This window comes from Streptomyces sp. NPDC028711, from assembly GCF_055565415.1.
Genome location: NZ_JBVHUJ010000001.1, coordinates 678,858 through 703,941, shown reverse-complemented (window position 1 = coordinate 703,941; position 25,084 = coordinate 678,858). Strand labels below are relative to the sequence as shown.

Below are 25,084 nucleotides of genomic sequence, written 5' to 3'. Positions count from 1 at the left end.
TTGTCACTCACGAACGGACCGGCGGTCCTAGGTGGCGTTGGCCCCGTTCTTGGGGTTGCCCTTGCTCTTGACTGCCTGGTAGTAGACCCAAGCGGTGCTGCGGCAGGCCGACTTGAGCCGGTACGCGCTGCACACGTCGTCCTTGAGGGTGTTGTAGAAGACCGTGTCCACGGCGCTCTTCTTCGACCTGTCGAGGTAGCGGGGCATGTTCTTGTACGAGTTGCCGATCACGCCGTAGCCGTAGTCGTGCATGTCGCACGCGGAGCGGAAGTCCCAGCCGGAGGGCTTGTCGGAGCTGGAGGTGCAGTGGTCCTTGTAGATGCCCCTGACCGACCGGCCGCTGGGAGTCTTCTTCCAGCTGGGCGTGCGCCAGCCGTAATGGGCGACCTCCGTGGTGCAGCCGCTCTTCGTGTAGCGCATCCAGTGGTTGGCGGCCCAGCACTGGCTCGGAGAGGCCGTCGCGCCGACGGGTTCCTCCGCCGACGGGGTGCCGACCTCGCCGTCGGGGACGCCTTCGACCTCGGAGCCGGGTACGGGGCTGCCGGCGGTCTCCAGGGCCTGGGGCGCGGCCGCGTCCCCGGTGAAGGACAGCTCCCACCGCGTTCCGTCGTCGCCGGTCACCGTGGCCAGGCGGTCGCCGCCGTCGTAGGTGTATCCGGCGAGCTCGCTGCCCTCGGCGGGATTGGTGACCTGCTTCAGCAGGCCGGAGGCGTCGTAGTGGTAGCGGGCCAGGGTCTGCACGGTGGAGCCGGCGGTGACGGTGATGTCCTTGACCTGGCCGGCGACGTCGCCGAGGGCGTCGCCCGCGGCGGTGCTGGTGCCCGCGTAGGTGACACGGACGGTCTGGGCCGGGTCCGTGGCGGTCGCGGTCTCCGACACGGTGGAGACGCGGCCGGCGCTGTCGTAGGAGACGGTGGTCTCGCCGAACGCCTCGCTGCCCAGGGACGTCACACGCCAGGCGTCACCGCTGACGGGGAGCCGGGTCCAGGTGTAGGACGGCTTCAGGGCGGCCGCGGGAACGGCGTTGCCCTGGGCGTCGGTGAAGGTGTCGTCCTCGGCGGCGGTGGTGGCCAGATCGGCGTTGAGCGTCTCCACGACGGTGGTCGCCATCTCACCGGCCAGGTCGTCCCATACGACGGTCTCGACGAGGGTGGAGCCGTCGGCGGCGGTGTAGTCGCTGACGCTGCCGCCGTCGGGGCGCTCGAAGGACCCGGTGAGCTCGTACCGGGTGGCCTCGCCGGTGTCCAGGTCCGTGGTGGTGATCCGCCCGGCGCCCTGGGTGAGGGAACGGTTGAGCTGACCGCCCACGAACTCGGCTTCCCAGCCGGGGCCGAACACGCCGAGGTCGGAACGCCCGGCGGGGGCGTCCTGGGCGAGCGCGAGGCCCTCGGGCTGCCCGGCGATGGTGTGGGAGCGGGCCATGAGCCCGCTGTCCACGTCGTTCTCGTAGACCTGGTAGGTGTCGCTCGCGGAGAGGTAGAGGCCGGGGCCCACCTCCTGGATGTCGCCCGCGGCGAGCGGCTGGTCGGGGACCTCGGAGGTCGTCGATGCCGATGCGAGCTGCTGCGGGAGCAGCAGCGCCATCGAGACGACGGTCACGAGGGAGAGCGCGGCCTTGCGTCGCACGGTGTCACTCCCGTTCGGGTGGATCCTTGGTGATCAACGGCCACGGGCCCGAGGGGAGACGTGCGGGTGTGCGGCAGGGCGGCGAACCGCCCCCGGGTCCCCTCGGTTTCGGGCCGGCACTCCCCGGTGGGGGTGCCGGTGTGAGCCTGCTCCGACGAGGGTCCGCCGGGAACCTCGAATGTTTCAGGTACCGGTCCGCCGCTCAGTGGGTGAGGGTGTCGATGATCGCGGTGAAGGCGAAGCAGTCGGAGACCAGTCGGTGGGAACGTGGGGCGTAGGTGCCGGAGAGGTTGCCCATGCTGTTGATGGAGGTGCAGCCCGTGCGCTGGACGGGGCGGCGGCGGTCCTCGCCGGCGGGACTGAAGTCGGTGCCGCGGAAGTAGGCCACGCCCTCGAGCTGACGCTGGGCGGCGATGTTGTTGTAGACCGACCGGACCGGTCGGTCTCCGGCCCACGAGCAGGTCTCCTTGCCGGACTGCCAGTCGGTGTCGTCGTCGCCGTGCCAACTGCACATCTCCCCGTTGCCGTTGTGCTCGCTGAAGAAGCAGACGGAGTCCTCGGGGCAGCGGTGGTATCCGTAGGCGACCTTCCCGTCCGGGCCGACCGGGGCCTTCGACGCCGCGGGCAGCGCCGCGTACACCGGTGTCCCGTCCTCGTGATTCACGTACGCGTATCCGGCGACCGTCACACACGCCGTCGCCAGGAGGAGGATCGTGAGGACGGCGGCCAGTACGGGGTGCCGGCGCCGGAAGCCGGGGCGGCGGGGCCGGCGTACGGGACCGGTGACGCCCGCGGCCTGCTCCACCCGCAGCAGGAGGGCCTCCGTGTCGTGCGCGGCGGTCCGCTCCTCGTGGGTGCGGGCCAGACAGCCGGAGATGATGTGCCGCCAGGGCTCGGGCAGGTCGGGGGAGAGGCGCAGTTCCTCCGTTCCCCGCGCGTAGCGGGCGGCCGCGTCGCAGCGGGCTTCGGGGGTGGCGCCGGGCAGGGGGTGCGTGCCGGTCAGCACGAGATGGGCCAGGACGCCGAAGGCCCAGATGTCGGCGGTGGGCCGGATCAGTGTTCCGCGGGCACTGGTCTCGGGCCAGAGGAGTTCCGGCGGGGTGTAGTCGCGGGTGGCGAAGGCCGCGGAGTAGGCGTGGGTGCCGTCGAGTTCCGCGGCGGTGCTGAAGTCGGCGAGGCGGGCCGTGCCGTCCTTCATCAGCAGGACGTTGGCCGGCTTGAGGTCGCCGTGCACCCAGCCCGCCCGGTGCAGCTGGTGCAGGCCCGCGCAGACCTGGGCGAGGACGCGGGGGCCGGTGGCGGGGCACGGGGTGCGGTCGAGGACGGCGTCGAGGGAGTCCTCCGCCTGTTCCAGTACGAGCACGGTGGCGCCGTCGAGCTCCGGGTGGTCCGGGTCGTCGACGGTGAGCGTCTCGAACATGCGGATGAGGCGGGGGGCGTGCAGCCGGCTGAGGAGTTCGACCTCCCTCTCGGCGAGTTCGCCCAGGTGGCGGACCTGGCGCGGGGTACGTGTGCCGGTCGCGAGGAACTTCAGCGCCGCGCGGTCCGGTTGACCGTCGGCGGGTGTGGTGGTGCGGGCCGCGTAGACCGTGGCGAACGCGCCGGACGCGATCGGACGGCGTATCTCCCAGCGGCCGACGCGGTAGCCCAGCGGCACGGGGACGACGTGCGAGGCACGCTCGTGTGCCGTCACAAGATCGCCTCGCTGCCGGCGGTGGCTTCGAGGACGATCAGGTCGTCCTCGCGGACCAGGTCGAAGCGGAGCGCGAGGGAGACCAGGGACTCCTTCTTGCCGTTGAGGCGCCGGCCCGCCTCAGCGGTGTCCGGTTCGGGACGGAGGCGGAGCTTGACGGCCAGGTAGTCCACGTTCCAGTAGACGGAGGACCGGTTGGCGCCGGGCCAGGTGGGGCGCAGCCGCTCGACCAGATCGTCGACCGCGGGAAGCGGGGCGTGCGGCGCACCGCGAAGGCGGGGCTCGCACAGGGCGGTAAGCACGGCGAAGTACCGCTTCGTACGGTCCAGGGTGAAGGCCGGGGCCGTGGCGGGGCCGGGGCCGACGGCGCTGTGACGGTAGCTGTGGCTCGGTGCCCAGACCTCGAACCCGAGCAGGTCGCCGGCGGCCGGCAGGACGACTCGGGCGAACTCGAAGGGGACGGGGGCGTCCTGGCGGCCGGGGGCGACCTTGACGTGCTCGCCGGCTCCTTCCGGGTTCTCCACGACGTACGTCTGGCCGGTGCTGTCGTTGCTCAGGATCCAGAACGAGTGGTGTGCGGTGATCGTGCCGGCCGTCCGCGACACACCGGGGTGCGCGATGACGAGGTCGTTCTCCTCCGCTCGCCCGAAGGTGAGGCGTTGCCCGGGACCGATCCTGTGCTGGCCCGCGGGCCCTTCGCAGCCCGGCGGCACCACGATGATGCTGTGCATGGAGTGAAGACCTCCCCCTCGTCCCATGCACGAGGCGTGGGCGTTCACGTGATGAGGGCAGGACGCCCGGTCTGTCCGGACGGTGTGGTCGGTCCTCGTCGAACGGGCCGTCCAGGAGCCATCCGGTGGCGCCTTGCCCCTGTCCACAACTCCGTCGTTGTGCCTGTCGGTCTTGTACGGCGCCGCGGAACCTTCCGCACGGCGGCGACGGCCGGCCGCCGCACGCCGACCGAGCCCGCACGGAGCGAGATCGCGGCGTGGCGGGCGCTCAAGGCGCTCAGTCTAAGGGCCGCGACCGTGTGTGGTCGCGGTGCGTGTCCGTGGGCCCGCGACCGTGGGGTCTCCGGAGTCCGCGGATCCGGCGCCCGGTTCACGGAGGAGTCGAGCCGGAGACCAGGCCGGGGTCTTCAGCCGTACCGGTGCCGCGGCGATCCGGTCGTTGTCGGGGCGACCGCATGACCTTCCGGTGAGCGCCGTGCTCGTCGCCACCGTCCTGGTCCTGGCGGGCTTGGCCCGGGCCGTCGGCATCACCGGCGGCAAGGGTGACGCCGCCGCCCCGGGGAGCGGCCCGGCCGGGCGTCCGGTGGAGGCCCGTTCCTGACCCCCGCTCACCGCGCCCGGTGGCCCGTCCCTTTCGTGGGGGCGGGCCACCGGCCGTCCGTCCAGGCGCCCCGGCCGCGTGCTCCGCGTGAGGGTCAGTACGTCAGGATCGCCGGGTCCGAGTGGCTCGGGAGGGTCGTTTCGATGTGGCCCGCGAGGTGGCGGAGGTAGTCGGGGGACGTGGGGGAGGTGAGCGTGAGGTCGTACCAGTGGTGGGCCGCGGAGACGTCCACCGTGAGGGGGACCGTCGCGCCCTGGGGGACCGTCACCGTGCGCGTGGTGTTCGCGTAGGCGTTCCGCACCGTGAGCTGGGTGGTGGGGCCCGCGTTGGTGAAGGTGAGGTCCAGGGTGGCCGTGGCCGGGTTGTGGCGGGCCCTGACCTCCGGGACGGCCGTCTTGCCGGGGGAGCGGAAGCGGCGGACGAAGCCGTTCGGGCCGTGGACCGTGAGGTCGGTGAGGCCCTTGGAGTACGTGGTGTTCCAGGTGTCCGAGAGGGACGTGTTCGCCGCGGTGGTGTACGTCCACGGGGCGTCCGTGCGGTTCGCCGACGTCACATAGAAGTGGGCGCCCGCCGAGGGGCCTCCGCTGAACGTCAGGCGGTAGATGCCCGCCGCCGTGTCGGCCGCGCCGTCCACGTACGGGGCGTACTTCAGCGGCCGGGTGGGCTTGCCGCCCGGTTCCTGGCGGGGCATCGTGCCGGACGCCGGGGCGGTGGCGAGGAAGTCGGGGTGGCGGCTGCGGTCCGGCGGGTAGTAGCCGTCGGTCGGCGGCAGCGGGGCCGGGCGTGTGTTCGTGTTCGTGAAGTCGAAGGCCGAGGTCAGGTCGCCGCAGACGGCTCGCCGCCAGGGCGAGATCTGGGGCTCGCGCACCCCGAAGCGCTGTTCCATGAAGCGGATGACCGAGGTGTGGTCGAAGGTCTCGGAGCAGGTGTAGCCGCCGGTGGACCAGGGAGAGACGACGATCATCGGGACGCGCGGGCCGAGGCCGTACGGGCCGGCCACGTACCCGGTCTTCCCCGGGAAGTGGTCGAGCGCCGTCGGTGTCGTGGAGAGGCCCTGCGCCGACGAGGCCGGGACGTACGGCGGGACGACGTGGTCGAAGAAGCCGTCGTTCTCGTCGTACGTGATGAACAGGGCCGTACGGGCCCACACGTCCGGGTTCGACGTCAGCGCGTCCAGGGCCTGGGAGATGTACCAGGCGCCGTAGTTGGACGGCCAGTTGGAGTGCTCGGAGAAGGCCTCGGGGGCCGCGATCCAGGAGATCTGGGGCAGCCGGCCGGCCTGGACGTCGGCGCGCAGGTCCGCGAGGTAACCGTCGCCCTTCGACACGTCCGTGCCCGTCCGTGCCTTGTCGAACAGCGGGTCGCCGGGCTGCGCGCCGCGGTAGGTGTTGAAGTAGAGGAGCGAGTTGTCGCCGTAGTTGCCGCGGTAGGCGTCGTTGATCCAGCCCCAGTGGCCCGCCGCGTCAAGGCCGTCGCCGACGTCCTGGTAGACCCGCCAGGAGATCCCGGCCGCTTCGAGGCGTTCGGGGTACGTCTTCCAGCCGTAACCCGCCTCGGCGTTGTTGAGGACGGGGCCGCCGCCCGTGCCGTCGTTGCCGGTGTGCCCGGACCACAGGTAGTAGCGGTTCGGGTCGGTCGAGCCGATGAACGAGCAGTGGTACGCGTCGCAGACCGTGAAGGCGTCGGCGAGCGCGTAGTGGAAGGGGATGTCCTCACGGGTGAGGTACGCCATCGTGGCGGGCGTCTTCGCGGGTATCCACTGGTCGTACCTGCCCTTGTTGAAGGCCTTCTGCCCGCCCGCCCAGTCGTGGTTCAGGCCCTGGAGGAACTCCATGCCGAGGTCGTCGCTCGGCGGGCGGAACGGCAGCGTGACCTTCCCGCCGTTCGCCTGGTTCCAGACGGACTTGCCGCTGGGAAGGGTGACGGGGCGCGGGTCGCCGAAGCCGCGTACGCCCTTCATCGCCCCGAAGTAGTGGTCGAAGGAACGGTTCTCCTGCATGAGGACGACGATGTGCTCGATGTCCTGGATCGTGCCGGTGGAGCCTTGCGCCGGAATGGCGGCGGCGCGCGCGATGCTCTCGGATAGCATCGCGAACGCGGCGGTGCCGCCCGCCAGTTGCAGGAAACGGCGACGGTCGAGGTCGGCCATGGGGGTGTTCTCCTCCGGTGAGTACGGGCACGGGTGGGGGTGCGCGTGCTGCGGCCGGGCGGCTCCCCGGCGAGCGCCCCAAGAAGAGCGCCCGCGGATCACCGCCCGGCGGCCGTCCCATGGCTGCCCGCGGTACGGCGGACGAACCCCTCGTGCCGCTGTGTGAAAGCCCCGGTGCGCGCGGGCGGCACCGGGGCTTTCGTACGGGAGGGGCATGGCCGGTCGATCGACCGGCCGGCCTTCTGTCCGACGGTTCGGCTACTCGACTACTCGACGACGAGGTCGACCTTGATGTTGCCGCGGGTCGCCTTCGAGTACGGGCAGAAGGCGTGGGTCTTCTCCAGGAGGGTGCGGCCCGCCTCGCCCTGGAGGTGGTCCGGGAACTCGGCGCGCATGACGACCGCGAGGCCGAAGCCGCCGTCCGCGGCGTCCTTGCCGATGGAGACCTCGGCGGTGACCGAGGCGTCGGAGATGTCGATCTTCTCCTGGCGGGCGACCACACCCATCGCGCTGGCGAAGCAGGCCGCGTACCCGGCGGCGAAGAGCTGCTCGGGGTTGGTGCCCTGTCCGTTGCCGCCGAGGGCCTGGGGGTGGGCGAGGGGGAGGTCGATGTGGCCGTCGGAGCTGACGGCGCGGCCCTCGCGGCCGTTGGCGGTGGCGACGGCGGTGTAGATCGCGTCCATGGTTCTTCCGTTCCTGTCCTCGGGATGCGGTGGTCCCTCATTGATAGCGCACTATTCAGTTGTGCACAACTTAATCGCGCGTGAGATGTCCTCGCGTATCCTGGAGCCATGGAGACGCTCGACACGGTTCCGGACGAGGACTTCCTCCGGCTCGACCACCAGATCTGCTTCTCGCTGCACGCGGCGACCCGGGCGTTCAACGGCGTCTACCGCGAGGCCCTCAAGGAGCTGGGGCTCACCTACCCCCAGTACCTCGTCATGCTCGTCCTCTGGGAACACGGCGAGCTGCCCGTGAAGGGCATCGGCGAGCGCCTCCGGCTCGACTCCGGCACCCTGTCTCCGCTGCTCAAGCGCCTGGAGGCGGCCGGATACGTCGAGCGGCGGCGCAGCCCAGAGGACGAGAGGTCCGTCACCGTGCGGCCCACCGCCGAGGGCGCCGGGCTGAAGGCCAGGGCCCGTGCCGTACCGCGCCGGATCGCCGCCGCGACCGGCCTCGACCTGGACGAGCTCCGCGAGCTGCGGGAACGGCTCGCGGCGCTGGCCGTCCGGCTCGACGGCGTCGACACGGACGACCTCTCCTCATGCGTCTAGGGGGTGTCCGGCCTGACCGACAAGACACCCACTAGGGGTGCCTTGCCGGTCAGACGCCGCGAGCCCGGCCTGACCGACAAGACACCCCCTCGGACGTGTCCCCACCCCCGGCCCCTCAGGTGCGCGGGACCTTCCGGAGCAGGGTGAGGACCACGACCGCCGTCACCAGGGCGAACACCGCGCTCAGCGCCGACGCCGAGTGCAGCGCCGTCGTGAACGCCTCCCGCGCCTGCTCCCGCAGCCCCTCGTCCGGCAGGGCCAGCGCCGCCCCCACGCTCTCGTGGGCCGCGGCCGGAGCGTCCGCCGGCATCTCGCCCCGGTAGACGGCGACCGCCACGCTCCCGGTGACCGCGATCCCCAGGGCCAGCCCCAGGTCGTACGCCGTCTGACCGGTCGCCGCCGCCGCGCCCGCCTTCTCCGGCGGGGCCGAGCCGACCGCGAGGGCCGTACCGAGGACGCTGATCGGCGCCGCGCCGAACATGATCACCGTGAGGCCGAGTGCCGCCGCGGTCACCCCCTCCGCGAGGGCGATCACCGCGTACCCGGCGAGGGAGACGAGGAGCCCGCCGGCCAGTACGTACGCCGGACGTGCCCGGCGTGCCGCGAACGGCGTCAGCTGCGAACCGGCGATCAGACCGGCCGCCCCCGGCAGCAGCCAGAGCCCCGCCTCCAGCGGCGGCAGCCCCGCCACCGCCTGGAGGTACTGCGGAACCAGGTACTCGACGCCGTTGAGCGCCGTCATCCCCAGGAGCAGGGTGAGGAGCGCGCCCGTGAAGGCCCGGTTCCTGAACAGCCGCAGGTCCAGGAGCGGAGAGGCCAGCCGGTTCTGGCGGCGGACGAAGACGGTCGTGAACGTCGCCCCCAGGACGAACGCGAGCGCCGCCTCGGCCGTCGGGCCGTGCGCGGCCAGCGACTTCACGCCGTACACCAGCGGCAGGACCGCGAGGAGGAAGAGCAGCACACTCGCCGGATCGAGGCGACCCGGGTTCGGGTCGCGGTACTCCGGCAGCAGCAGGGGCGCCGTGACCAGGGCGATCAGCATGACCGGCAGACCCATCAGGAAGACCGAGCCCCACCACCAGGAGGCGAGCAGCACCCCGCCGATCACCGGTCCGATCGCGAGCCCCACGGAGAGGGCGGTCACCCACATCGCGATGGCCGTGGCCCGCTGCCGGGCGTCCGCGAACATATGGCTGATCAGGGCGAGCGTGGACGGCAGGACGGCCGCACCCGCCACTCCGAGGAGGGCGCGGGCCGCGATCAGCGTCCCGGCGTTCGGTGCGTACGCGGCGAGGAGCGAGGCGAGCAGGAAGCCGGCCGAACCGGCCATCAGGAGCCTGCGGCGGCCGAGCCGGTCGCCGAGCGTGCCCATGACCACGAGCGTGGCGGCGGTGAGGAAGCCGTAGATGTCGGTGATCCACAGCAACTGGGCGCCGCTGGGCCGCAGATCGGCCGAGAGGTACGGGGTGGCCAGCCACAGCACACCCAGGTCGGCGGTCATCAGGGTGACGGGGAGCAGGAGGACGGCGAGCCCGATCCACTGGCGGGCACCGGCCCGGGGCGGTGTCGAGGCCTCGGCCGCGAGGGTCGTCGTCATCGCGGCAGCCCTCCGTCCAGGGTCTTCTCGGCGGCGGCGAGCAGCTCGGCGACCCGCTCGGCCCGCAACTCCACGGGCACACCCGAGAGTTCGGTGCCGTGCAGCACGCCGAGGGTGGCGTCGGGGAGCCCGCAGTACGCGGAGATGCCGGTCACCAGCATGAGGTCGAGCGCCTTCTCCATGCCGAGCTCCGCGATCTCCTCGGCCGTACCGCCCATCAGGGCGAGCCACAGCAGCCGCTTCCCCGCGAGCCGGGGACGGCTCCGCCCGTACGCGAAGCCGTAGTTCCACACCCGGTCGATCCAGCCCTTGAGGACGGCCGGCGGCGAGAACCACCACACCGGGAAGACGACCAGGATGTCGTCGGCGGCCAGGATCCGGTCCATATGGGCGTGGACCTCGGGGGAGTAGACCTTCTCGCGGTCCTCCCAGTCCGGCTCGTCGGCCGGGCGGAGCACCGGGTCGAACCCCTCGGCGTACAGGTCGAGCACGTCGACGGTGCCGCCCTCGCTCTCGATGCGGGTGCGCAGCCGGGCGGCGACCTGGGCGGTGAGGGAGTCGGTACGGGGGTGGGCGAGGACGAGGAGAGTGTGGAGGGCCATGGTGTGAGGGTCCTTCGGGTGGGGGCGGGCGTGGGTGGCGCGGTGCGGGTGCTCGCGGGCCCGGGGCGACGCCCGGTGCGGGCGGTGCCCGGTGCGGGCGGTGCCCCGGACGGGGCCCCGGGGGTGCCGGGCCCCGCGCGGCCGGAGGCCGAGGCAGGGCCCCGTGCGGTCAGAGGCCGAGGCCGGAGCCGCCGCTCGCGTCGATGTTCTGGCCGGTGACCCAGCGGGCGTCGTCGGAGGCGAGGAAGCCGACGACGTCGGCCACGTCCCCCGGCTGTCCCACCCGGTCGAAGACGGAGAAGCCGGCCGCGTGCGCCTTGGCCGCCGGGTCGGCCATCCACGGGTGGATGTCGGTCTCGATGGTGCCGGGCGAGACCGCGTTGACCGTGATGCCCCGGGAGCCGAGCGTCTGGGCGAGCGTCAGGGTCAGCACCTCGACGGCGCCCTTGGAGGCGGCGTACGAGGTCATGCCGGGGAAGGCGACCTTGGTGACTCCGGAGGAGATGTTGATGATCCTGCCGCCGTCGCGGAGCCGGTCGAGGCCCTTCTGGATGATGAAGAACGGCGCCTTGGCGTTGACCGCGAACACCCGGTCGTAGTCGGCCTCCTCCACCTCGTGGATCAGGCCGGGCCCGGAGATCCCGGCGTTGTTGACCAGGATGTCGAGGCCGCTGTCCTCCCCGGCCGCCGCGTCGAAGGCCGCCCAGAGGGCGTCGGCGTCGCCGGGGACGCCCAGTTCGGTGCGGAGGGCGAACGCGGAGCCGCCGGCCGCCTCGATCGCGGCGACCGTCTCCTTGGCCGCCGTCTCGTTGCTCGCGTAGTGGATGCCGACCCGGGCGCCGTCCGCGGCGAGACGGAGGGCGATCGCCCGGCCGATGCCCCGGCTGCCGCCGGTGACGAGGGCGGTCTTGCCGTTGAGGGTGCTGCTGCTCATGTCCTGCTCCTCGGTGTCCGCGGCGGGTGTCCGCCGCGCTGTTTCCTGCTGACGGGAACGACTCTGGCGGGCGGCTGTTCGGGTCCGGCTCGGGTCCTGTTCGGGCCGGGTTACGGTGGCCGTATGCGATTCGCGGTGCTGGGGGAGACGGCCGTACGGACCGAGGACGGCACGCCCGTCCGGGTCCCCGAGGTCAAGGTGCGGGCCCTGCTCGCCGCGCTCCTCGTCGACGCGGGCCGGCCGGTCGCCGCGTACCGCCTCGTCGACTCCCTCTGGGGCGACGAACCGCCCGGCAACCCGCTCCGCGCCCTCCAGGCCAAGGTCTCCCAGCTGCGCCGCGCCCTGGAGGAGGCCGAGCCCGGCGGACGCGAACTCGTCGTCACCCGGGCGCCCGGCTACCTCCTCGACGTACCCGAAGGCGCCCTGGACGCCCACCTGTTCGCGCGTCTCGCCGCACAGGCCCGGGACACGGCGGACCCGCGGGCCAGGGCGGAGCTGCTCGGCGAGGCGCTCGCTCTGTGGCGGGGCCCGGCCTTCGCCGACTTCGGCGAGGAGCCGTTCGTACGGGGCGCGGCGGAACGGTTGGAGGAGGAGCGGCTCGCCGTGCGCGAGACGCTGGCCGAGGCGCGGCTCGAAGCCGGGGAACACGGCGCACTCATAGGGGAGTTGGCGGAGCTGGTCGCCCGCCATCCGCTCCGCGAACGCCTGCGGGCCGTGCAGGTGCGCGCCCTGTACCGGGCCGGACGGCAGAGCGAGGCACTCGCGGGATACGAGGAGCTGCGCGCCCTCCTCGCCGACGAACTGGGACTCGACCCCAGCCCCGAACTGACCGCGCTCCACACCGCGATGCTCCGCCAGGACCCGGCCCTCTCGGCGTCGGCACCCACTGCCCCGGGCCCCCGGCCGGTGGCGGCCGGCGAGCTCGTGCGGGGCAATCTGCCCGCGCCGCTCACCGGGATCGTCGGCCGCGACGCGGCCGTCGCCCAGGTACGGACGCTCCTCACCGAGCGGCGGCTCGTCACGCTCACCGGGCCCGGCGGCGTCGGCAAGACCCGGCTCGCCGTCGAGGCCGCCGGGCGGCTCCGGGAGGAGTTCGCGGACGGGGTGTGGCTCGTCGAGCTCGCCGGCGCGCGCGGAGAGCTCGCCGAGGTCGTCGCCACCGCGCTCGAACTCCGCGACGACGGCGTGTGGGGGCTGCGGCCCGAGGGCGAGCGGCCGCTCAGCACGGGGGAGCGGCTCGCCGAGGTCCTGCGCGGCAGGCGCACCCTGCTCGTCCTCGACAACTGCGAACACGTCGTCGACGAAGCGGCCTCCCTCACCGAACTGCTGCTGCGCACCGCGCCCGGACTCGTCGTCCTGACCACCAGCCAGGAACCCCTCGCGCTCGCGGGCGAGACGCTCTGGGCGGTGGAGCCGCTCGACGGAGCGGGCGCGGTCGAGCTGTTCACGGCCCGGGCGGCGGCGTCCGCACCCGGCTTCGGAACGGGCGCCGCCCTCGACCCCGCCGCCCAGGAGGCGATCAGGGCCATCTGCCGCCGCCTCGACGGCATCCCGCTCGCCCTGGAACTGGCGGCGACCCGCGTCCGCGCCCTCGGTGTCCACGGGCTCCTGGAACGGCTCGACGACCGGTTCCGGCTGCTCGACGCGGGCCTGCGCGGCGCCCCCGCCCGGCAGCAGACCCTGCGCGCGGTCATCGACTGGAGCTGGGAACTCCTCGGCGAACCCGAGCGGACGGTCCTGCGACGCCTCGCGGTCCACGCGGAGGGCTGCTCGCTCACGGCGGCGGAGGAGGTCTGCGCGGACGGGGAGACGGGTCGGGGAGCCGCCGGGCATGGGGGCGGTGAGTACGGGCGTGACGGCGGGGGCGGCCGTGAAGCGGTCGGTGGGGGCGGCGAGGTCGGTGTGGGCGGGGGCGGCCGTGAAGCGGTCGGTGGGGGCGGCGAGGTCGGCGTGGGCGGGGGCGGCCGTGAAGCCGCCGGCGGGGACGGCGGTCGAGCGGTCGGCGGCCGTGTCGTCGCCGGGGACGTCTTCGGGCTGCTCGCGCGGCTCGTGGACCGTTCGCTCGTCGTGGCCGTCGACGGTCCTGACGGGCCGCGCTACCGGCTCCTGGAGTCCGTGGCCGCGTACTGCGTCGAACGGCTGCGGGACGCCGGCGAGACGGAGGCCGTACGCGAACGCCACCTCGCCCACTACCTGCGCCTCGCCGAGCATGCCGGGCCCGCCCTGCGCGGCCCTGACCAGCGCCGCGCCCTCGCCCGCCTCGACGCCGACACGCCGAACCTGCGGGCGGCCCTCGAACGGGCCCTCGCCGAGCCCGCCGCCGGACGGAACGCCGAGGTGGCGCTCCGCCTCGTCGACGCGCTCGCCTGGTACTGGATCATGCGCGGCCGCCTGGGCGAGGCGCTGCGCTCGGCGACGGCGGCGGTGACGGCGACGACGGTACTGCCGCCGGACGCGGACGCGACCACCGCGCTACGCGCCCGCGTGGAGGTCTGGCGCACCGGCCTCGCGATCATGGGCGGCGACGGAACGGACCGCCGCCGCCGGATCGCCGAGGCCCTCACCACGTACGACACGGCGGTGACGGCCGCGACCGGACGTCCCGAAGCCCACCCCTGGCCCCGCTGGTTCCTCGCCCACGCGCTCTGCGGAACCGGCAGCCAGAGCGAGGGCCGTGACCTCACCGGGCAGGCGCTCGACGGCTTCCGGGCCCAGGGGGACCGCTGGGGCGAGGCGGCGGCGCTCGCGGACCGCTCGGTGCAGAGGCTGCTCGCCGGCGACGTGACGGGCGCGGAGACGGACGCCGCCCGGTCCGACGCGCTCTTCGCGGAACTGGGTGACGCCTGCTGCCGGCTCTGGTCGGTGTACCCGCTGGCGACGGTCGCCGAGATCCACGGCGCGTACGAACGGGCCGACCGGCTCAAGCGGGCGGGGCTCGCGGCGGCGGAGGGCTTCGGCCTGACGACCGAGGTGCCCGACCTGCTGGCCGGGATCGGGCGTACGGCCCTGCTCAGGGGCGACCTCGCCGAGGCGCGGGCGTACCACGCGGCGGCGCGGGAACGGGCCGTGGAGGTCGGGTTCCGCGCGGGCGAGATCAACGCGGTCCTCGGACTCGGCCTGGGCGCCCGGCGCGAGGGCCTCGTCGAGGAGGCCGAACGGCACCTGCGGGAGGTCCTCGACTGGCACCGGGCGGTCGGTCTCGACAGCGCCAACGCGCTGATCCTGGCCGAGCTGGGCTTCTCGGCGCTCGCGCGCGGCGATGTGGCGGGAGCGCTGAAGCTCCAGGAGGAGGGGTACGGGACGGCGCTGGCCTCCGGCGACCGCCGGGCGGTCGCGCTGGCCCTGGAGGGCCTGGCCTCGGCGCACGCCCCGGCGGGGCGTGCCGGGGGCGCCGCGCTCCTCCTGGGCGCGGCGGCCGCGCTGCGCGCCTCGACGGGCGCGCCGCTGCCGCCGGCGGAACGCGCGGACGTCGACCGCGCGGAGGAGGCGGCCCGTACGGCCCTGGGCGCGGCCGACTTCACGACGGCGTTCACCCAGGGCACGACCCTGCCCCCGGAGGCAGCGGTGGCGGCGGCGAGCCGCCCGGCGTGAGGGCGCGTGCCCTGCGCGCGCGACGGCCCTGCGCCCCAAGGCCCTTCGCCCACAACCGCCCGCCGGCGCCCACCCACCCGTAAGGATCACCACCCACCCCCGCCCCTATACTCACCCCATGCCCGACATCACCATCCGGCGCGCCACCGCCGACGACTCCAAGCGGCTCACCCGGCTCGTCCGGACCTCCCGTGCGTACCGGGGGGACTACGCCGCCATGGTCGACGGGTACCAGGTCGGCGGCGCGTACATCGAGCACCATCCCGTCTTCGTCGCCGTCGACGGGAGCGACCGCGTGCTCGGTTTCTACGCGCTCCTCGTCGACGAGGCCGAACTCGATCTCGCCTTCGTCGCCGACAGCGCCCAGGGTCTCGGCTTCGGCCGGCTGCTCATCGAGCACATGAAGGGGCAGGCCAGGGCCGCCGGGCTCCGGGCCGTGCGGGTCGTCTCGCATCCGCCCGCCGAGGAGTTCTACCTGCGGACCGGCGCCGTCCGCACCGGAACCGTCCCCGCCACGGGCCACATCCACTGGGACCGCCCCGAGCTCCGGTACGACATCGCGTGACCACCACAGAGGAGAAGCGGGACCGCCGCAGGGTCTTCGCGGATCTCACCCCGCTGCGGACGTCCGCGGACTACCGCCGTCTCTGGTTCGGGAGCACCGTCTCCTGGGTCGGGCAGGGCATGACGGCCCTCGCCGTCTCCCTCCAGGTGTACGACCTCACCCGCTCGCCCTTCTCGGTCGGGCTCGTCGGGCTGTTCTCCCTCGTGCCGCTCGTCGTCTTCGGCCTGTACGGCGGCGCCATCGCGGACACCGTCGACCGCCGCAAGCTCGGTCTCTACAGCGCCGGCGGCTCCGCCGTCCTCTCGATCGCGCTCGCCGCCGCCGCGTTCGCCGGCTACGACCGGGTCTGGTTCCTGTACGCGATCGTCGCCCTCCAGGCCGTCTGCGCCGCGCTCAACTCGCCCGCCCGCACCTCGATGATCCCCCGGCTCCTTCCGCCCGAGCAGCTCCGCGCCGCGAACGCGCTCAACTCGATGGTCATGACCTTCGGCACACTCGTCGGACCCAGTCTCGGCGGCCTGATCGTGGGACTCGCCGGCTACCAGACCGCGTACCTGATCGACGCCCTCGCCTTCTCCGCGAGCCTGTACGCCATGTGGCGGCTGCCCTCGATGCTCCCGGAGCGAACGGGGAGCAAGCGGGCCTCCATACTCGACGGGCTGCGCTTCCTCGCCACCCGCCCCAACCTGCGCATGACGTTCCTCTCGGACTTCTGCGCCATGATCCTCGCCCACCCCCGCGCCCTGTTCCCCGCGATCGCCGTGCTCTGGTTCGGCGGTGACGCGAAGACCGCCGGACTCCTCGTCGCCGCGCCCGCGTTCGGGGCGCTCCTCGGCGGGGTCCTCTCCGGCTGGCAGGGCCGTATCCGCCACCACGGGCAGGCGGTCCTGATCGCCGTGGCCTGCTGGGGCACCGCCATCGCCGTCTTCGGACTCACCCGGAACCTGTGGCTCGGGCTGCTCCTGCTGGCCCTCGCGGGGTACTCCGACACCGTCTCGATGATCTTCCGGAACACGATGATGCAGGTCGCCGCGCCCGACGAGATGCGCGGCAGGCTCCAGGGCGTGTTCATCGTGGTCGTCGCGGGCGGGCCCCGGCTCGGGGACTTCCTCGCGGGCTCGGTCGCCGGCCTGGCCTCGCCGGCCGTCGCCGTCACGGGCGGCGGGATCGCCTGCGTCCTCGCGATCGGCGCCCTCGCCCTGTACGCACGCGGTTTCCGCCGGTACGACGCCCTCGACCCGACTCCGTGAGCAATTCTCCCCGAACGGCACGTCCTGTTCTGGCGGTTGGCCGCCACGGCACATAACCGCCAGGAGCGACCGGAGTCAACTCCCGCCCCCAGGGCCAAGACTCCTCGCGGCACCCGGAAACACCCCCGACCCCGGGTCCGCGAGGAGTTCGAACGATGACGTCGAGGACCACACCCTTCGACAGAGGGAGAGCCGCGCTGCTCGCCGCGGGCGTCTCCCTGGTGATGCTCTCGGCCGGGCAGACCGCCGCCGCCGGGGCCGTCACCCCCGCCGTACCGGACACCTTCAAGAAGCCGCCGGCGACGAGCGCCACCGTCACCCTCGTCACGGGCGACCGCGTGACCCTCACCGAGCTCGGCGGTGGACAGCGGACCGTCACCGTCGAGCGGGCCGAGGGCGCCACCGGCGCGATACGCAGCCGGATCGTCGACGGCCGGGTCACCGTCGTCCCCGACGAGGCCCGCCCCTACCTGGCCTCCGGCGCGCTCGACCCGCGCCTCTTCGACGTCACCGGCCTCGTCGAGCAGGGCATCACCGGTGACGTGCCGCTGATCGTCACGTACGGAGGCAAGCACGCGCGGACCACCGCGGAGACCCCGCGCGGCACCGAGACCGTACGCCCGCTGCCCAGCATCGGCGGCGCCGCCGTCACCGCCACCGACCCCGCCGCGTTCTGGCGCGGATTCACCGCCGCCCCGAAGGCCCGCGCCACGGCCGCCCCCGCCAAGGTCTGGCTCGACGGCCGCGTCGAGGCCGCCATGGCCGAGTCCAACGCCCAGATCGGCACCCCGAAGGCCTGGGAGGCCGGGCTCACCGGCAAGGGCGTCAAGGTCGCCGTCCTCGACACCGGCGCCGACCTCGGCCACCCCGACCTCGCGGGCCGGGTCGCCGAGTCGAAGTCCTTCATCGAGGGCCAGGAGGTCGCCGACCGCGACGGCCACGGCACGCACGTCGCCTCCACCGTCGGCGGCAGCGGCGCGGGCTCCGACGGCAAGGAGAAGGGCGTCGCCCCCGGCGCGACCCTCGCCGTCGGCAAGGTCCTCAGCGACGAGGGCTCCGGCACCGAGTCGCAGATCATCGCCGGCATGGAGTGGGCCGCCAAGGACATCGACGCCAAGGTCGTGTCGATGAGCCTCGGTTCCCGCGAACCGAGCGACGGCACCGACCCGATGGCCCAGGCCGTCGACGCGCTCTCCGCCGAGACCGGCGCCCTCTTCGTCATCGCCGCCGGAAACTCCGGCGCCCCCGGCTCCATCGGCTCGCCCGGCGCCGCCGACTCCGCGCTCACCGTCGGCGCCGTCGACTCCGCCGACGAGGCCGCGTACTTCACGAGCCAGGGCCCCCGCCACGGCGATCAGGCCCTCAAGCCCGACCTCGCGGCCCCCGGCGTCGGCATCCTCGCGGCCCGCTCCCAGCTCGCCCCCGGCAGCGGCCTCTACACCGCCATGAGCGGTACGTCCATGGCGACCCCGCACATCGCCGGTGTCGCCGCCCTGCTCGCCGAGAAGCACCCCGACTGGACCGGCGCCCAGCTCAAGGACGCGCTGATGTCGTCGTCGAAGACGCTCGACGCCTCCTCGTACGCGCTCGGCTCCGGGCGGGTCGACGTGGCCGCCGCGATCTCCGCGAACGTCACCGCGACCGGCTCCGCCGACCTCGGCTTCGTCGCCTGGCCGTACGAGACGAACAAGCCGGTCACGAAGACCGTCACGTACACCAACTCCTCCGACGTCCCCGTCGAGTTGAACCTCGCCGTGGAAGGCATGCCCGCCGGCGTCGCCGCCCTCGCCGACACCACCCTCACCGTCCCCGCCCACGGCTCGGCGAGCACCACCGTCACCGGCGACGGCGCCGAGGCCCCCGTCGGCCGCTCCTCCGGCCGGGTCACCGCGACCGCCGGCGGCGCGCCCGTCGCGCACACCGCGCTCGGTCTGGTGAAGGAGGAGGAGCGCTACACCCTCACCGTCCACGTCAAGGACCGCGACGGCGCTCCCACCCCCGCCTTCCTCGGCGTCCAGAAGCTCACACGCGGCGAGGACCCCTTCCCGGCCACGGTCGGCGCGTCCGGCACCCTCGAACTGCGCCTCAAGCCCGGCACGTACACCGTCGACACCTTCCTCGACGTGCGCGGCTCCCACGGCGCCGACTCCCTCGGCCTCGGCTTCCTCACCGAGCCGGAGATCACCCTCGACCGCGACCGTGAGATCACCCTCGACGGCAGGCGGCTCCGCGAGATCCGCGCCGAGGTAGAGAAGCGCACCGAGACCCGGCAGCTCCTCATGGAGTTCGACCGGGACGCCAACGGCGCCTCCTACGGCGGAGCCGTCCAGGTCCCGCCGCTGTACGACTCGATCTTCGCGGCGCCCACCCGCGAGCCGGCCACCGGCACCTTCGAGTACCGGACCGTCTGGCGCCTCGGCAAGCCCATGCTCGACGCGAGCGTCGACGGAGTCCGGCTCTCCGGCGCCACCCCGCAGGCAGGCACGGGCCTCCTGGAGGGCCGCCACCGCCTCGGCCTCGTCGACGCGGGCACCGGCACCCCCGCCGAGTACAGCGGGAAGGACGTCGCCGGCAAGGCCGTCCTCGTCCGGCTGACCGAGGGCGCCGACCCGACCGCGCTCGCCCAGACCGCCCAGGACGCCGGCGCCAGGGCCCTGTTCGTCACCGACGACCGGGCCGGCCGGCTGATGAAGTGGTTCGGCACCGCCGACTACGAAGACCGGCCGCTCCCCGTCGCCACCGTCAACACCGCCGACGCGCACCGGCTCGCGGCCGGCGCGGCACGCGGCGCGCGCGTCGACCTGACCGGCACCCGCTTCACCCCGTTCACGTACGACCTCTCCGAGGGGCACCCCGGTGCCATCGGCACCGACCTGGTCTTCCGCCCCGACGAGGACGAACTGGCCACCCTCCGCTCCACCTTCTACGCGCCGACCAGGCGCGCGGAGCTGGGCGGCGAGTTCCGCTACTCGGTCACCGACACCTTCCCGGTCGGCTTCGGCTTCAAGGAGTGGATCGCCTTCCCGGCCGAGCGCACCGAGTACGTCTCCACCGGCACCGGCCAGCGCTGGCACGAGTCCGTCGACCTCGGCGACTCCCTGGAGCAGCGGTCCGGCACCCCGTCCTACCGGGGCGGCAGCCGGGTCGGCATCGACTGGTTCGGCCCCGTCTGGCACCCCTGGCTGGGCACCGGCCTCGGCTGGGGCCAGCAGCGCACCGGCAACGACCTGCGCTTCAACACCCCCGGCTGGGGCGACTCCGGCACCGACCACACCGGCTTCGGCAACGTGTGGGGCGACGACTCGATGACCCAGTACACCGAGGTGTACGTCGACGGGGTCCGCGTCGACCGGAAGATGAGCTCCGGCGCCTACGCCTGGGACGCCCCGGCGGAGGAGGCCACGTACAAGGTCGTCACCGAGACCGCGCTCGACCAGGACCGCTGGCGGCTCGGCACCAAGGGCCGCGGCGAGTGGACCTTCCGCTCCGCCGAGACCCCGTCCGACCGGGTCACGTACCTGCCGATGCTGAACCTCGGCTTCGACGTGGACACCGACCTCAGCGGCGACGTCCGGGCGGGGAGCCGGCTGCCCGTCGGCATCTTCGCCGAGTACGTCGAGGGCGCGACCGGCACCGGCACCATCAGGGGCGGCACCCTGGAGGTCTCGTACGACGAGGGCGCCACCTGGACGAAGGTCACCCTCACGAAGGCGCGGCACGGCGCCGCCTGGAACGGCACGCTGCGGATCCCGTCCGGCGCCGACTCCGTCTCGCTGCGGGCCGGCGCGAGCGACGACCGGGGCGGCGCGGTGACACAGGAACTGATCCGCGCGGTCGGCGTGAGGTAAGGCTCAGAGCCGGGCTCCTTCCCACGGGGAGGGGCCCGGCCTTCGTACGGTCAACTCCCGTCCACCAGCGCCTTCTTCAGGACCTTGCCCATGTCGTTGCGGGGGAGCGCGTCGAGATAGCGCACTCTCCGGGGCCGCTTGTGCGGGGCGAGGAGGCGGGCCACGTGGTCGGCGAGCTCCGTCTCCGCCGGGGGTGCCGAGGCGTCCGCCGGGACCACCCAGGCGACGATCCGCTCGCCCAGGTCCGGGTCGGGCTCGCCGGTGACGGCCGCCTCGCGAACCCCGGGGTGGTCGAGGAGGACGTTCTCTATCTCGCCCGCGCCGATCTTGTAGCCGCCGCTCTTGATGAGGTCGGTGGCCTTGCGGCCCACCAGGCGGATCGTTCCGTCAGCCTCGCGGACCGCCATGTCGCCGGTGCGGAACCAGTCGCCGTCGAAGGCCTCCGCCGTCGCCTCGGGCCGGCCGAGGTAGCCGGAGAACAGGTTCGGCCCGTGGACCTGCACCTCACCGACGGTCTCCCCGTCGTGCTCCTTCAGTACGGAGCCGTCCTCGTCCACAAGCCGCAGACCGACGCCCGCGAGCGGCGTCCCGACGGTCCCCGGGCGCGGCCCGGCGCCCGGCCGCACGCTGGTGTTCATCAGCGTCTCGGTCATCCCGTACCGCTCCACCACCGCCCGGCCCGTCGCCGCCGTGATCCGCTCGTGGTCGTGGACGGGCAGCGCCGCCGAACCCGAGACGAGGAGCCGCGCCCCCGCCATCGCCGCGACGAGCGCCGGATCGTGGGCGAGCGCGTCCGCGAGCCGGTGGTACATGGTCGGTACGCCGAACAGCATGGTCCCGCCCCCGGCCCCCAGCTCCCGCGCGACGCCCTCCACCGAGAACACGCCCAGATGCCGCACCTCACCGCCCCGCCGCAGCGGCCCGAGGATCCCGAGGATCAGCCCGTGCACGTGGAACAGCGGCAGCGCGTGCACGAGAACGTCGTCCGCCGTCCAGGACCAGGCGTCGGCGAGCGCGTCGAGGGAGGCGGCGATGGCCCGCCGGGAGAGGACGACGCCCTTGGGGGGACCGGTGGTGCCGGAGGTGTAGACGACGAGGGCGGGGGACTCGGGGTCGTGGGGGGTGTGTGTGGTGGACCCGTTGGGCCCGGTGAGTTGTACGTCGATCCGGGGGAGTCCGGCGAGCCCGGCGGGCAGCTCGTCCTCAGGTCCCGCGAGGACCGCTCCGGGCGCGCTGTCGCCGAGGATGTGCGCCAGCTCCCGCTCGCCCGTCCGAGGATTGAGCGGTACGGCGGGCACGCCCGCGAGCAGGGCGCCGACCACGGCGACGGCGGTGTGCGCGCTCGGCGTGGCCCAGACGGCGACGCGGCCGGCGCCCCCGATCCGGTCGGCCAGGGCGCCGGCGGCCCGCGCCAGGTCGCCGTAGGTCAGACGGTCCGCGCCGCAGCGCAGGGCGGGGCGGTCGGAAGGGGCCACAAGGCCGGGAAAGAACAGGCTCACCGCGCGCACTCCTCAAAGTCGAAACGCCCCAGCCATTCTGCCCGCCGCGGCCCCACGTCGCGGGCCTTCGGCCCACTGGCGCGGTACTCACCCGTGCCGCCCACCTCCGCCGGGGCCCTCCGCCCGCCGGCGCGCCGCCCATCCCGTTGTGGGCAATCGTTCCGCTGGGGCGGCGCCCACCCCGTTGTGGGCAATCGTTCCGCTGGGGCGGAACGGGTGGGCACAACGGAACGGCGCCCCTTGCCGGGCCTAGGCTTCCGCGCCTGAACCCGCACCCGTTGTGCGCCGCACTTGCTTGGTGCGGGTCCGGGCACAAGGGGCGGAGGCGCCCGCCGAAGGGCGCCGTCCCGTGTGCCCACCCGTCCCGCCCTGCGGGACGATTGCCCACACGGGGGGTCGGCGGTGCGCCGCCCCGGGCGGGTGGGGCACCGCCCAGCGGGACGATTGCCCACACGGTGGTGGGCGAGGCGCCGCCGCCTCGATGAGCCGGCGCACCGCCTCGACGGCGGCCCGCTCGCCCCGGTCAAGATCGGCGAGCGCCTTCTCGACCGCGTCGCTGCAGAAGGCGTGGGTGCATACTCACGACTTCGCTGCATGCCGACCGGGCTGACCGAAGCCCGTGCCGCGGCTGACTAGACGGGCGGTGAGGGCGAAGGGTTGCCCGGAAGGGCTTGATTCTCCGCGTGACGTACGGAGCCGCTTCCGAGCAGGACGCGGGCCCGGACCCGCATCGGCTCGTCGCCGCGCCGGGAGAGCAGGACCAGCTCATCGACCCGGGCCGTCATGTGGCCGAGGAGGGTCTCAGCCTTGCGGGCGAGGGGGTGCGGGGCCGGGGTACGGCCGAGGGACAGGTGCGGGGTGAAGCCGTGCGACTGCGATCCGCAGAGCGGGAAGCGGAGCTCGAGGGACTCCCGCAGCCGCGCCCAGGGCTCGTGGTCGGCGGCGGCCGGGTCGAGCCAGACGGTGGCGTCCTCGCGATGTCCGAACCAGTGGACGCCCGCCAGGCGGGCGGTGAACGGCGGGGTCTCGGCGAGCGCCGCGGCGACCAGCGGCAGGGCCCGGGCGAACTCGGCCTCGGGGACGAAACCGAAGAGCACGTTGACGTGCGGCGGCCAGCGGCGGATCTGCCGGTCGTGTTCGCGGCGAATGTGCTGGATCGGCGGCCACAACTCTGCCGGCGGCAGCCAGGCGACGGCGGTGCGGTTCGTCGACGGGACGGCGAGGACGTCGCCGGGGGCTGGGGCCGGCACGGGACCGACCTGCCCGGCGAGGGTCTCGTCGAGCCGGTCGATGCCGGAGGCGCGGTCCCAGACGACCTGGCCGTCCGCCTCGAAGAACACCACCCGGTGCCAGGGGATCTCCCCACCCGGTACGAAGTCGCCGAGCAGGACCCGCTTAGGCGGGGCTCCGCGCTCGGCGATCCCCATCACGAACCGCTCGGGGACGAAGCGCGGGTCCCAGAGCACCCGGTGGTAGATCTCGTCGCTGGTGTGCACGTCAGTACCTGCCCTCGACTATCAGGGTGACGCGCGCCCGGACGGTCCTGCAATTCAGCGCCCGGCTCGCCCACCTCGCTGCGGTTACGGCAGGAGAGCGAAAGACAGCGGCGGTTCTCGCCCAGGATTCCCACTTCGGACACCAGGGGACAAGTAACCCACGAGTAGGACTGTTGCCGCCCGCCGTTTGCCGACGTCAGTGCCGGCTGCGGACCCGGTCGCCCCCGACCGCCAGGAACCTCACCGCCTCGTCGCCCCGACCCCCTCCCGTCCCACCTCCCCCTCCGCCCGGACCCCCCGCATCCGCCCGTACGCGTACACGCACCCCGCCAGCGCCAGGTCCGACAGGAGCATGAAGCCGATCGAGTACGAGTCCTTCGCGCTGTAGATCGCCCCCATCACCAGCGGCGGCAGAAAGCCGCCGAGCCCGCCCATCGCGCCGACGATCCCCGTCACGCTGCCGACCTTGGTCTGTGGGGTCACCTGGGAGACCAGGGCGAAGACGGAGCCGCTCGCCGTGCCGAGCCCCGCCGCCATGACGAGCAGGGCGATCGTGCCGCCCGGGTTCAGCCGTGGGTCGAAGGCCTGGACGATCGCGAAGAGGGCCACCACGCCGAGCGCGCCGGCCGTGACGACCGCCGGGTGGACGCGGTCCGAGAGCCAGCCGCCGATCGGCCGGAAGACCACCGTGACCAGGGCGAACCCCGCGGCCTTGGTGCCCGCGTCCGTCGGGTCCAGCGCGTACCAGGTCTTCAGGTACGTGGGCAGGTAGACGCCGAACGCGACGATGCCGCCGAAGCCGATCGCGTACAGCGCCGACAGTTCCCACGTCACCCGCAGCCGGGCCGCCGAGCCGAGGCGGGCCGTGAGGGGCGCCGTGGGCACGGGCCGGTCGGGCCGGTCCGTGATGAGGAACATGGCGAGCACCGCGTACGCGGCGAGTACGATCGCCACCACGACGAACGGCAGGTTCTCGCCGTGCTTCGCGATGCGCGGGGTGAAGTAGCCGGAGAGCGCCACGCCGCCCATGCCCATGCCGAACACCCCGAGCGCAAGACCGCGCTTGGCGGGCGGGAACCAGGAGTTCACCAGCGGGATGCCGATGGCGAACGTGGTACCGCCGAGGCCGAGGAGGAAGGCGACCACCAGCATCAGGCCGTAACTGTCCTTGACCACGGTCAGGAGCAGCACCGGGATGATCGTCAGCGCCGAGACGAGCGGGAACATCACCTTCGCCCCGTACCGGTCGGTCAGAGCCCCGGCCGGGACGCGGCCGAGGGAGCCGACGAGGACGGGCACCGCCACGAGCAGCGACTGCTGGAAGGAGCTGAGTCCGAGACGGTCGCCGTACCAGCTCGCGAGCGGCGCGATCAGGTCCCACGCCCAGAAGGTGAGCGTGAAGCCGATGGTGGCCATCGCCAGGTTGCGGTAGGCGGCCGCTGTCGGGGGAGTGGTCTCGTCGGTCACGACTCCAGTGAAGATCGGCGGGGGGACGGCGGCGCGCCGGACTGCTCCGTACGGGGAGACGGCACGGCGGCCTACGCCACCACCCCCCTAGGGGGGTGTCTTGCCGATCAGGCCGGGCTCGCGGCGTCTGGCACCGCACCTCGCCGCGTTGTCGTCGGTCC

Annotated in this window: 17 protein-coding genes; 6 read left to right on the top strand and 11 right to left on the bottom strand. The window is 73.5% G+C overall.

Annotated elements, in window-relative coordinates; genetic code table 11:
• Positions 1-27: 27 nt before the first annotated feature.
• From ACZ4VK_RS03175 to ACZ4VK_RS03165, 3 genes are all read right to left on the bottom strand, one after another.
• On the bottom strand, positions 28-1,626 hold the full coding sequence (locus tag ACZ4VK_RS03175; RefSeq protein WP_468347870.1) for a phospholipase A2: 1,599 nt from the start codon (positions 1,624-1,626) through the stop codon (positions 28-30).
• Positions 1,627-1,828: 202 nt separating this feature from the next.
• Positions 1,829-3,319 carry a protein kinase domain-containing protein gene (locus ACZ4VK_RS03170; RefSeq protein ID WP_468347868.1) on the bottom strand — a complete coding sequence of 497 codons (1,491 nt, stop codon included), beginning with the start codon at positions 3,317-3,319 and terminating at the stop codon, positions 1,829-1,831.
• A complete protein-coding gene (locus ACZ4VK_RS03165) occupies positions 3,316-4,050 on the bottom strand; it encodes an FHA domain-containing protein (RefSeq protein ID WP_468347866.1) in 735 nt (244 codons plus the stop codon). The genes ACZ4VK_RS03170 and ACZ4VK_RS03165 overlap by 4 nt, the downstream gene beginning before the upstream one ends.
• 466 nt (positions 4,051-4,516) lie before the next feature.
• On the opposite strand from ACZ4VK_RS03165, the gene ACZ4VK_RS03160 reads away from it, so the two are divergent.
• The gene (locus tag ACZ4VK_RS03160) at positions 4,517-4,651 is read left to right on the top strand and encodes a hypothetical protein (RefSeq protein WP_468347864.1); all 135 of its coding nucleotides are present in this window, start codon (positions 4,517-4,519) and stop codon (positions 4,649-4,651) included.
• Between the two features lie 94 nt (positions 4,652-4,745).
• Here ACZ4VK_RS03160 and ACZ4VK_RS03155 read toward each other — a convergent pair whose 3' ends face one another.
• Positions 4,746-6,800: a phosphocholine-specific phospholipase C gene (locus ACZ4VK_RS03155; RefSeq protein WP_468347862.1), complete on the bottom strand. Its 2,055-nt coding sequence runs from the start codon at positions 6,798-6,800 to the stop codon at positions 4,746-4,748.
• Between the two features lie 266 nt (positions 6,801-7,066).
• Complete coding sequence (locus ACZ4VK_RS03150) at positions 7,067-7,483, bottom strand: organic hydroperoxide resistance protein (protein ID WP_468347861.1); 417 nt, start codon at positions 7,481-7,483, stop codon at positions 7,067-7,069.
• Between the two features lie 108 nt (positions 7,484-7,591).
• On the opposite strand from ACZ4VK_RS03150, the gene ACZ4VK_RS03145 reads away from it, so the two are divergent.
• Entirely contained in the window at positions 7,592-8,074 is a 483-nt protein-coding gene (locus ACZ4VK_RS03145) for a MarR family winged helix-turn-helix transcriptional regulator (protein ID WP_468347859.1), read from the top strand.
• Positions 8,075-8,189: 115 nt separating this feature from the next.
• Here ACZ4VK_RS03145 and ACZ4VK_RS03140 read toward each other — a convergent pair whose 3' ends face one another.
• From ACZ4VK_RS03140 to ACZ4VK_RS03130, 3 genes are all read right to left on the bottom strand, one after another.
• Entirely contained in the window at positions 8,190-9,671 is a 1,482-nt protein-coding gene (locus ACZ4VK_RS03140; protein WP_468347857.1) for an MFS transporter, read from the bottom strand.
• Positions 9,668-10,273: an NAD(P)H oxidoreductase gene (locus ACZ4VK_RS03135; protein ID WP_468347855.1), complete on the bottom strand. Its 606-nt coding sequence runs from the start codon at positions 10,271-10,273 to the stop codon at positions 9,668-9,670. The genes ACZ4VK_RS03140 and ACZ4VK_RS03135 overlap by 4 nt, the downstream gene beginning before the upstream one ends.
• A gap of 169 nt (positions 10,274-10,442) precedes the next feature.
• A complete protein-coding gene (locus ACZ4VK_RS03130; protein WP_468347853.1) occupies positions 10,443-11,207 on the bottom strand; it encodes an SDR family oxidoreductase in 765 nt (254 codons plus the stop codon).
• A gap of 123 nt (positions 11,208-11,330) precedes the next feature.
• Here ACZ4VK_RS03130 and ACZ4VK_RS03125 point away from each other — a divergent pair, with 123 nt between their 5' ends.
• The 4 genes from ACZ4VK_RS03125 to ACZ4VK_RS03110 all read left to right on the top strand — a co-directional run bounded on the left by ACZ4VK_RS03125 (position 11,331) and on the right by ACZ4VK_RS03110 (position 20,461).
• On the top strand, positions 11,331-14,798 hold the full coding sequence (locus tag ACZ4VK_RS03125; protein ID WP_468347851.1) for an AfsR/SARP family transcriptional regulator: 3,468 nt from the start codon (positions 11,331-11,333) through the stop codon (positions 14,796-14,798).
• Positions 14,799-14,916: 118 nt separating this feature from the next.
• Positions 14,917-15,363: a GNAT family N-acetyltransferase gene (locus ACZ4VK_RS03120; RefSeq protein WP_468347849.1), complete on the top strand. Its 447-nt coding sequence runs from the start codon at positions 14,917-14,919 to the stop codon at positions 15,361-15,363.
• Positions 15,360-16,613, top strand: a complete 1,254-nt coding sequence (locus ACZ4VK_RS03115) for an MFS transporter (RefSeq protein ID WP_468347847.1) — start codon at positions 15,360-15,362, stop codon at positions 16,611-16,613. Before ACZ4VK_RS03120 ends, ACZ4VK_RS03115 begins: the two co-directional genes overlap by 4 nt.
• Positions 16,614-16,768: 155 nt before the next feature.
• A complete protein-coding gene (locus ACZ4VK_RS03110; RefSeq protein ID WP_468347845.1) occupies positions 16,769-20,461 on the top strand; it encodes a S8 family serine peptidase in 3,693 nt (1,230 codons plus the stop codon).
• A gap of 50 nt (positions 20,462-20,511) precedes the next feature.
• Here ACZ4VK_RS03110 and ACZ4VK_RS03105 read toward each other — a convergent pair whose 3' ends face one another.
• The 3 genes from ACZ4VK_RS03105 to ACZ4VK_RS03095 form a co-directional block, all read right to left on the bottom strand.
• Positions 20,512-21,960, bottom strand: coding sequence for an acyl-CoA synthetase (locus tag ACZ4VK_RS03105; protein ID WP_468347843.1), 1,449 nt, complete (start codon positions 21,958-21,960; stop codon positions 20,512-20,514).
• Positions 21,961-22,592: 632 nt separating this feature from the next.
• On the bottom strand, positions 22,593-23,456 hold the full coding sequence (locus ACZ4VK_RS03100) for an RNA repair domain-containing protein (RefSeq protein ID WP_468347842.1): 864 nt from the start codon (positions 23,454-23,456) through the stop codon (positions 22,593-22,595).
• A gap of 240 nt (positions 23,457-23,696) precedes the next feature.
• Positions 23,697-24,872, bottom strand: coding sequence for a nitrate/nitrite transporter (locus tag ACZ4VK_RS03095; protein ID WP_468348830.1), 1,176 nt, complete (start codon positions 24,870-24,872; stop codon positions 23,697-23,699).
• Between the last annotated feature and the right edge of the window lie 212 nt (positions 24,873-25,084).

Excerpts from the sequence above, each read along its gene's own strand:
- ACZ4VK_RS03135 (WP_468347855.1), bottom strand. The coding sequence starts at position 10,273 with ATGGCCCTCCACACTCTCCTCGTCCTCGCCCACCCCCGTACCGACTCC.
- ACZ4VK_RS03095 (WP_468348830.1), bottom strand. The coding sequence starts at position 24,872 with ATGGCCACCATCGGCTTCACGCTCACCTTCTGGGCGTGGGACCTGATC.
- ACZ4VK_RS03140 (WP_468347857.1), bottom strand. The coding sequence starts at position 9,671 with ATGACGACGACCCTCGCGGCCGAGGCCTCGACACCGCCCCGGGCCGGT.
- ACZ4VK_RS03165 (WP_468347866.1), bottom strand. The coding sequence starts at position 4,050 with ATGCACAGCATCATCGTGGTGCCGCCGGGCTGCGAAGGGCCCGCGGGC.
- ACZ4VK_RS03110 (WP_468347845.1), top strand. The coding sequence starts at position 16,769 with ATGACGTCGAGGACCACACCCTTCGACAGAGGGAGAGCCGCGCTGCTC.
- ACZ4VK_RS03130 (WP_468347853.1), bottom strand. The coding sequence starts at position 11,207 with ATGAGCAGCAGCACCCTCAACGGCAAGACCGCCCTCGTCACCGGCGGC.
- ACZ4VK_RS03120 (WP_468347849.1), top strand. The coding sequence starts at position 14,917 with ATGCCCGACATCACCATCCGGCGCGCCACCGCCGACGACTCCAAGCGG.
- ACZ4VK_RS03125 (WP_468347851.1), top strand. The coding sequence starts at position 11,331 with ATGCGATTCGCGGTGCTGGGGGAGACGGCCGTACGGACCGAGGACGGC.
- ACZ4VK_RS03145 (WP_468347859.1), top strand. The coding sequence starts at position 7,592 with ATGGAGACGCTCGACACGGTTCCGGACGAGGACTTCCTCCGGCTCGAC.
- ACZ4VK_RS03155 (WP_468347862.1), bottom strand. The coding sequence starts at position 6,800 with ATGGCCGACCTCGACCGTCGCCGTTTCCTGCAACTGGCGGGCGGCACC.
- ACZ4VK_RS03150 (WP_468347861.1), bottom strand. The coding sequence starts at position 7,483 with ATGGACGCGATCTACACCGCCGTCGCCACCGCCAACGGCCGCGAGGGC.